Here is a 7,269-nt window from a genome sequence, read left to right as displayed (position 1 = left end):
GGTGAAACCGCTGCGGTTGCCGCGTGCGCGCCGACCATCGCCCTTGCGGACTCTGGCCGGAGCAAGCGCCTGTCCGGGGTCGCTCAAGCGGCGTTCTTCTGCGCCGCTTCGGCGAGACCGAGCAGCGCGTGCATGGCGGCAACGACCAGTGTCGAACCACCCTTCCGGCCCTTGATCGTCACCCACGGGGCATCGGTCAAGGTCATCAGCAGCGCCTTCGACTCGGCAGCCGAGACAAAACCGACCGGCATGCCGATCACCAGCGCGGGTTGGGCTCCTTCTTCACGGATCAGGCGGATGACTTCGATCAGCGCCGTCGGAGCATTGCCGATGCCGACGATGGCGCCGTCGAGCCTGCCGAGCCGCTGCGCCTTGCGCATCGCCTGGACGGCGCGGGTCGTGGCCTCGGCCCTGGCCAGTTCGATGACCTCCGGGTCGGAAATGTAGTGCTGGGTACTCATCCCGAAGTGCCTGAGGCGTGGCGCCGAAAGGCCGACGCAGATCATCTCGACATCCGCGACGATCGGCGTGCCGCCCTTCTGGACAGCCGCCAGACCGGCTCGTATCGCATCGGGGTGGAAGGCGGTCAGACCGTTGAATTCGAAGTCGGCACTGGCGTGAATCATGCGGCGCACCAGCGGCCACTGTTCGTCGGTGTAGTCGTGCTGCCCGACCTCGGCGTCGATGATGGCAAAGGAGTCGTGCTCGATGGCGCGGCCGACGGCAGTGAGCTGTTCGGTAATCGTGTTGGCGGCAATAGGAGGGGCCATGGTCATGTCCGGAGTCTCCGAAGTGTCAGTCGTGGGAATGGGCACAACCAGGATCGTGTGCATGGAGGTGTCCGTGATCGTTAACCGCGGCTTGGGCATGGCCGCAGCCTGGGGCGGCCAGGGCCGTATGGCCGTGCTCGTGCAGATGCTCGGCCTCGGCCAGTTCGCGATACTTGCAACCATCGCATTCGAGCATGCCGCCTGCGGGGATCTCGCCGCCGACCTTGTCGTCGAGCAGATCGAAAATGCCCTTGTCGAAGCCGAAGTAACTGCCCAGGCCGAAAGCGACCTGCGGATATTGCCGCTGCAGGCGCTCGACCTGCACCTTGATGCGCTCGATCAGCACGCCGCTGAACAGGTATACCGGAATGATGCAGATCTGCATCATGCCCAGCCTGACCTGGCGCTGTACCACCGTTTCAAGGCGCGGCCAGGTGACGCCGGTAAAGGCGAGATCGACCAGTTCATGCTCGTTGGCCTCGAAAATCCAGCGTGCCATCCTGGCCAGCTCGCCATTGGCGCCGACGTCGGAGGAGCCGCGACCGAGCAGGACGACGCCGGTGGTCATCGGGTCGGGCACGGCCAGTTGCTTCATCAGCCGGTCGAGCTGACTCTGCAATACGACAAAGATTTCGCGGCCCATGCCGATATGTCGGGTGACAGCAAATTCGACCTGGGGATGCCGCTCGCGCGCCCGCTTCAGTGCCGCCGGCAATTCCATTTTGACATGGCCGGCGGCGTTGAGAATGAAGGGAATGACCAGCACTTTGCGCGCGCCACGCGCAGCCCGGTCGAGACCTTCATCCAGCAACACTTCGGCGTGCTCGATGAAGCAGACCTCGATCCGCCACTCGGGGTGACGTTCGCGCCATTGGGCCGCGAAATGCAGGGTTTCCTTGTTGCCGTCGCGGTTGCGCGAGCCGTGGCCGACAAGGAGGAAGGTGGTTTCGTTAGTCATGAGTTGTCTCGGTCGCCTTGCGAAAGCGGTGCGTAAAAGCAGGGTCGTACAGTTTTGAGCGCACCAGGTCGGGCCAGTCGGCAGCGCCCAGCGTCGGGCCGGCAACGATCATCGCCTGACTGCCAATCTTCGCGGCCTGGCATTTCTGCTTGATGTCGGCAAGCGTGCCGCGAATGATCTTTTCCTGGCCCGGCCAGCTCGCCTTGTGCACGACCAGCATCGGCGCATCCTCGGCCCAGCCGGCGGCACGCAAGGCATCCTGCACCTTGTGCAGCAGAGTGATCGACAGGTAGATGCAGAGCGTCGCCTTGTGCGCGGCCAGGGATTCGAGATCCTCGCCCGGCGGCATGGGCGTCCGCCCGGCGACGCGGGTCAGAATCACCGTCTGCGTGACTTCCGGCAGGGTCAGCGTTTCGCCTGCTGCGGCCATCGCGGCCATCGCCGAGGAAACACCGGCAACGACTTCCCAGGCGATGCCGGCGGCCGTCAGCGGTTGCGTCATTTCGATCAAGGCGCCATAGAGGCCGGGATCGCCGGTCTGCAGGCGAACGACGACGGCGTGCCGGTCGGCCCGCTCGATCAGCCAGCCGGTCATCTCTGCCAGAGTCATGTCCTTCGAGTCGCGGATCTCGCAATCCGCGGGCGCGAACCGCGTCGCCGCCTGGTCGACCAGCGATCCGGCAAACAGCACCGCGCCGGCTTCCTCGAGCAGACGCCGGCCCTTGACGGTAATCAACTCGGGGTCACCGGGGCCGGCGCCGACAAACCAGACTTTTCCGGGCATTAGGCCATCCTCTCGAGACAGGGCATGCAGCTTCCTTGGCGGGTTCCCAGCAGAGCGAGCAGGTCGCTGATCTTGCGCGGCCAGGCGTCGCTCGGGAGAACGCCGAGTTTCGCCAGACGGTGCTGCAGTTCAATCACTCCGGGCAAGGGCAATCCTGCCGCCGACAAGGCGTCGCCAGCCGTCGCCAGATTCGCTGCCGGCAGCGATGCGCTACAGCGACCGGCAACCATCAGGTGAATCTGGTCTGCCCAGGCGTAGGCAAAATCGATGTCGTGTGTCGCCAGCAGCAGGGTGATGCCACGCGCCTGCAAGTTCTCAAGCACGGCCAGCAGATCTTCCTGCATGGCGTGATCGAGGCCGGCCATCGGTTCGTCGAGGATCAACAGTTCGGGCTCCATGGCCAGAACGCCGGCGATGCAGACCCGCTTCTTCTGGCCGAAACTCAGGTTGTGTACAGGTTTGTCGGCAAACGCTGCCATGCCTACGGCTTGCAGCGCTGCACTGACCCGTTGGCGTGTCGTTGCGATGTTCAGACCGAGGTTGAGCGGACCAAAGGAAACGTCTTCGAGGACGCTCGCCGAGAACAATTGGCGATCCGGATTCTGAAAAACCATGCCGACCTTGCTGCGCAGTTGGCGCAAGCCACTGCGACGGTAATCCACCGCTTCCCCGGCGTAGTAAACGACGCCGGATTGTGGTCGCAGCAAACCGTTGCACTGCTGGAACAGGGTGGTCTTGCCAGAGCCGTTGGCGCCGATCAGGACGTTGCGGCTGCCCCGCCGGATGGCAATCGAACAGTCGTTCAGTCCGCGGCTGCCATCGGGATAACAGAAGCAAACCTGCGCCAGTTCGAGCAGGAGGTCGTCTGCCGATCGCGTCATGATATCGCCACCGCCAGTGCAATCAGCGTACCGCCAGCGATCATTGCGATGGCCAGGTCGCGACCGGCATGGGCAAAGACCGGTGCAAGAAAATGCAAGGGACCCTCGTTGTTGCGCGCCTGCGCCGCGACATGCAGGTCGTTCGCCCGTTGCCACACCTGCAGCGTCAGATTGGCGGTCAAACCGGCCAGCGAGCGCAGTGCCAGGCGTGGGGTTGCGTAGCCCAGGCGCGCCGTCTGGGCGATCCAGATGTCCTGCACCGCCGCGGAGAAGACGAACAGCATCCGGTAACAGAGCACCATGACTTCGAGCAGGATCTCGGGGGTCATCAGTCGGCGCAACAGGTTGATCAGATCGGGAAGCGGCGTGGTCAACGTGAGAAAGAGCAGCGCCGCCAGGGCGGCAAACGAACGGGACAAAACGTTCGCCAATGGGTTCAGGCCGTTCGGGAGCAGTTGCAGCGTGATGCCGTGCTCATCGACGCCCAGCGAGAACGCCAGTGACAGGCTGCCGAGAAGCAGAAAGGCCAGGGCTGGCGAGGTGACGCGCAGGTAGGACGCTGGCGCGACACCGGCCCCCAACAGTGTCACGGCGGCGAGAATCGCCGCCACGCCGGCAGCGACCATCGGTGTCCCGGCGGCAAAAGCGGCGATCAGACCCGCGAGCGCAAAACTTCCCTTCGCCACCGGTGAAACCTGCCGCCAGCGATTGGCGTAGGCCGATCGCTCGATCAGCACCGTTGCGCCGCTCCACTGGCTTCTTCCGATTGCCGGCGCAGTTTCTCGCGGGTCACCGAAACACCCAGGTAGTAACCGATAAACCCGGCACCCAGCGCCGCCTGCAAGGCGAACAACAGGGAGGCGATTTCACTGCTGGCCGGCTCCATCAGCGGCTGGAACCAGGGCTTGAAATCAGGATTGATCGCGCCGATGAGATCCCTGGCCTGGTTGTCGGCGCCGGCAAAGATCTGGACAGGATGATCGGCATTCGCCGCCGGTTTCTGCACCAGCCACAGCGGCAGTGCAGACAGCAGGACCACGGCGAGCAGCAGCAACAGGTTTTGCCAGCGTTTCATACCCGTACCTCGTCGTTCCTGACGAGCTGCAGATCCTGCAGTTCCCTGACGTTGAAGCGCCTCAGGGCATTGAAGATCAGTACCGTCAGCAGTCCTTCGCTGATCGCCAGCGGGATCTGGGTGATCGCAAAGATGCTGGCGAATTTGGCCAGGGAAGCGACAAAACCCCCCGTCGGATCAGGAAAGGCCCAGGCCAGTTGTACCGAGGTGGTGACGTAGGTCAGCAGATCGGCAAGGCTGGCGGCGAGAAAGACGCTGGTGGCAAAGGAGAGTCTGATGCTGCGCGCCACACGAAATACTGCGGCCGCGGCGAACGGTCCGACAATGGCCATCGCAAAGAGGTTGGCACCCAGCGTCGTCAGTCCGCCGTGCGCCAGCAGCAGCGCCTGGAAGAGCAGGACCACCATGCCAATCGGCGCCATGGCTGTCGGGCCGAAGAGAAGGGCACCGAGCCCGGTGCCGGTGGGGTGCGAGCAACTGCCGGTCACCGACGGCAATTTGAGCGCCGAGAGAACGAAGGTAAACGCGGCGGCAACACCCAGCAACATCCGCTGTTCCGGATGTTCGCGGATACGTTTCTTGATGACCCACAGGCCATAGGCCACGAAGGGGATCGAAGCGACCGTCCACCCCAGGGCGTGTTCGACCGGCAGAAAGCCTTCCATGATGTGCATGCTTCTCTCCCACAGCGAGCAATGGCAAGCAGTGCCAGGCGGGGAAGCGGTACCTGCGGGTCGGAAGAAAAGCCGAGAAAAGCTGCGGTCGGCAAATCCACATGGCCCTCCCTTTACCCCGGGGAACGGCACTACGTTTGCTTTGGGCCGGTCTTCTGGCTTGCCGTCAATCTTCTCCAGCACCTTCCCATGCGTCAAGCACAGTGGCGTATTGCGGAGTCGTCAGGCTTACAGCAGCGGGGGCTGCGCCGGAATGTCTGAAGATTCAGAGGCACCGGCTTCCCGTTTCACCTGCCCCACGAGCGTGGAGCAAAGTACCCAAAACGGAGTTGATTATACGACAGGGCCGATCGGGGTGCCTGAAAAAAGTCGGTGCCGTAAGTCCCCCGCTGGCACACTCCGGTAGATCGCGATATTCTTCGCTCCATGCCACACACACCCTACCCGCACGACCGCAACCGCACCGGCCCGACCGATCCGGCATTGCTCATCCGCGGATGAAGGCAGTGATCCTTGCCGGCGGAGCGGGCACCCGGCTGGCGGAAGAAACCATCGTCCGGCCAAAACCGATGGTTGAAATCGGTGGCAAGCCCATCCTCTGGCACATCATGAAGATCTATGCCAGTCACGGGATCAACGACTTCGTGATCTGCCTGGGCTACCGCGGCTATGTCATCAAGGAGTATTTCGCGAATTACTTTCTGCACATGTCGGATGTCACCTTCGATATGGCGACCAACCGGATGGAAGTTCACCAGCGACACGCCGAGCCCTGGCGAGTCACGCTGATCGATACCGGCGATGCCACACAGACGGGTGGGCGCCTGCGACGCGTGCGCGCGCATGTCGAAAACGAAGAACTCTTCTGCTTCACCTACGGCGATGGCGTGGGCAACATCAACATCAGCGGATCGATCGACTTCCATCGCCGGCAGGGAGTCCGCGCGACCGTCACTGCAGTGACCCCGCCCGGTCGTTTTGGCGCACTCGAGATCGCTGGCGAGCGCGTTCTTGCCTTCCGGGAAAAACCGGCGGGAGATGGCGGATGGATCAACGGCGGATTCTTCGTTCTCCACCCCAGCGTTCTCGACCTGATCGATGGCGACTCGTGCCTGTGGGAAGCCGGGCCGATCGAACGTCTGTCGCAGACCGGCCAACTTGCCGTGTGGCGACATGATGACTTCTGGCAGGGAATGGATACGCTGCGGGACAGGAATCATCTCGAAGAACTCTGGGCCTCGGGGACTGCTCCGTGGAAGAACTGGTGATCCAGCCTGCCTTCTGGAAAGACCGGCGCGTCCTGCTTACCGGCCATACTGGTTTCAAGGGAAGCTGGCTTGCCATGTGGCTGCAATCCATGGGTGCCAGAGTGGTCGGTTACGCGCTGCCGCCGAGCACGCAACCCAACCTGTTCGAACTCGCTGGCCTGGCCAGGCAGATGGTGTCCATTCTCGCCGACATCCGGGATCCTGAACGGCTGCGCCGGGCCTTCACCGACCACCCGCCGGAAGTCGTCTTCCATCTCGCAGCACAAGCCAGGATAAATTTGTTCTGCCCGTAACCCATTGATTTTCATTTCTTCCAGCGGGGGTAAGCGAACATCCAGCTGGTCATTCGCACGGGGGGTTTAGGAGCCTGATTGGATTGACAAACCTGGATTCCAGCCGGCTCCCGAATGACGATCTCTTGAAGAGAACAAATTTACCCTGGATACCCTCCCTTGCGACTACCGTCTTTGCAGTACACGATCTTGGCCTTGTCCGGATGCATCTGCAGGCGCATTGTGCAAACTTGGCATCGAACGCTGCCATCAGGGCCTACGCCTACTTCTCGGTCTGGCAATAGACCAGCCCCAGCGCGCGGTCTGCCGCTGTGGAATGCGACTGAGGAAGGCGGTGCCGACCCGCCGGAGCAGTCGATTACTGAATGCGATCAGCGGATCGCGTGGTAGAAGAGGGCTGCGGAAGCCGCCTGAAGAGAGCGCTTATGCCTGATGCCCGCAAAACGCCCAACAATCAGCGTCTTGCGGGTATTAGGCGTGATAGGGGAACGGGTTTCGCAGGACGCAGAGGAAAATCCGGGGGGCACGGTAAATTTGTTCTCAAGAAGCTCTCGATCCGGTGAGTG

At 62.6% G+C, this 7,269-nt stretch carries 10 protein-coding genes and 1 riboswitch; of the genes, 2 read left to right on the top strand and 8 right to left on the bottom strand.

The window, feature by feature from the left end; translation table 11 throughout:
- Positions 1-83: 83 nt before the first annotated feature.
- Genes CAPSK01_RS10620 through CAPSK01_RS10590 form a run of 7 tightly spaced genes read right to left on the bottom strand, consistent with a single transcriptional unit; the run spans position 84 to position 5,142 of the window.
- Positions 84-776 carry a precorrin-8X methylmutase gene (locus tag CAPSK01_RS10620; RefSeq protein WP_273703491.1) on the bottom strand — a complete coding sequence of 231 codons (693 nt, stop codon included), beginning with the start codon at positions 774-776 and terminating at the stop codon, positions 84-86.
- 19 nt (positions 777-795) lie between these two features.
- Positions 796-1,728 (bottom strand): CbiX/SirB N-terminal domain-containing protein, encoded by a 933-nt coding sequence (locus CAPSK01_RS10615; protein ID WP_034926172.1) that lies wholly within the window; start codon positions 1,726-1,728, stop codon positions 796-798.
- Entirely contained in the window at positions 1,721-2,512 is a 792-nt protein-coding gene (gene cobM / locus CAPSK01_RS10610) for a precorrin-4 C(11)-methyltransferase (protein ID WP_034926170.1), read from the bottom strand. Before cobM ends, CAPSK01_RS10615 begins: the two co-directional genes overlap by 8 nt.
- Complete coding sequence (locus CAPSK01_RS10605; RefSeq protein ID WP_034926168.1) at positions 2,512-3,393, bottom strand: ABC transporter ATP-binding protein; 882 nt, start codon at positions 3,391-3,393, stop codon at positions 2,512-2,514. Before CAPSK01_RS10605 ends, cobM begins: the two co-directional genes overlap by 1 nt.
- Positions 3,390-4,130, bottom strand: coding sequence for a cobalt ECF transporter T component CbiQ (cbiQ, locus tag CAPSK01_RS10600; protein ID WP_034926166.1), 741 nt, complete (start codon positions 4,128-4,130; stop codon positions 3,390-3,392). The genes CAPSK01_RS10605 and cbiQ overlap by 4 nt, the downstream gene beginning before the upstream one ends.
- Positions 4,124-4,468 carry an energy-coupling factor ABC transporter substrate-binding protein gene (locus CAPSK01_RS10595; RefSeq protein WP_034926164.1) on the bottom strand — a complete coding sequence of 115 codons (345 nt, stop codon included), beginning with the start codon at positions 4,466-4,468 and terminating at the stop codon, positions 4,124-4,126. The genes cbiQ and CAPSK01_RS10595 overlap by 7 nt, the downstream gene beginning before the upstream one ends.
- Complete coding sequence (locus CAPSK01_RS10590) at positions 4,465-5,142, bottom strand: energy-coupling factor ABC transporter permease (protein WP_034926162.1); 678 nt, start codon at positions 5,140-5,142, stop codon at positions 4,465-4,467. Before CAPSK01_RS10590 ends, CAPSK01_RS10595 begins: the two co-directional genes overlap by 4 nt.
- 127 nt (positions 5,143-5,269) lie before the next feature.
- Positions 5,270-5,479, bottom strand: a riboswitch (cobalamin riboswitch).
- 160 nt (positions 5,480-5,639) lie between these two features.
- On the opposite strand from CAPSK01_RS10590, the gene rfbF reads away from it, so the two are divergent.
- Together rfbF and CAPSK01_RS10580 are read left to right on the top strand one after the other, a co-directional pair.
- On the top strand, positions 5,640-6,410 hold the full coding sequence (rfbF, locus tag CAPSK01_RS10585) for a glucose-1-phosphate cytidylyltransferase (protein ID WP_034926160.1): 771 nt from the start codon (positions 5,640-5,642) through the stop codon (positions 6,408-6,410).
- Positions 6,407-6,703: an NAD-dependent epimerase/dehydratase family protein gene (locus tag CAPSK01_RS10580; RefSeq protein ID WP_034926158.1), complete on the top strand. Its 297-nt coding sequence runs from the start codon at positions 6,407-6,409 to the stop codon at positions 6,701-6,703. Before rfbF ends, CAPSK01_RS10580 begins: the two co-directional genes overlap by 4 nt.
- Before the next feature lie 371 nt (positions 6,704-7,074).
- Here CAPSK01_RS10580 and CAPSK01_RS22655 read toward each other — a convergent pair.
- Positions 7,075-7,269 (bottom strand): hypothetical protein (locus tag CAPSK01_RS22655; protein ID WP_273703490.1); only part of this gene is annotated, 195 nt, incomplete at its 5' end.

The organism is Candidatus Accumulibacter vicinus (assembly GCF_000584955.1).
GTDB lineage: Bacteria > Pseudomonadota > Gammaproteobacteria > Burkholderiales > Rhodocyclaceae > Accumulibacter > Accumulibacter vicinus.
This window is presented reverse-complemented; position numbering and strand designations above follow the sequence as displayed.

Bases quoted from the DNA above. Each gene is read 5' to 3' on its own strand.
- CAPSK01_RS10620 (WP_273703491.1), bottom strand. From the start codon at position 776: ATGACCATGGCCCCTCCTATTGCCGCCAACACGATTACCGAACAGCTC.
- CAPSK01_RS10615 (WP_034926172.1), bottom strand. From the start codon at position 1,728: ATGACTAACGAAACCACCTTCCTCCTTGTCGGCCACGGCTCGCGCAAC.
- cobM (WP_034926170.1), bottom strand. From the start codon at position 2,512: ATGCCCGGAAAAGTCTGGTTTGTCGGCGCCGGCCCCGGTGACCCCGAG.
- CAPSK01_RS10605 (WP_034926168.1), bottom strand. From the start codon at position 3,393: ATGACGCGATCGGCAGACGACCTCCTGCTCGAACTGGCGCAGGTTTGC.
- CAPSK01_RS10595 (WP_034926164.1), bottom strand. From the start codon at position 4,468: ATGAAACGCTGGCAAAACCTGTTGCTGCTGCTCGCCGTGGTCCTGCTG.
- CAPSK01_RS10590 (WP_034926162.1), bottom strand. From the start codon at position 5,142: ATGCACATCATGGAAGGCTTTCTGCCGGTCGAACACGCCCTGGGGTGG.
- rfbF (WP_034926160.1), top strand. From the start codon at position 5,640: ATGAAGGCAGTGATCCTTGCCGGCGGAGCGGGCACCCGGCTGGCGGAA.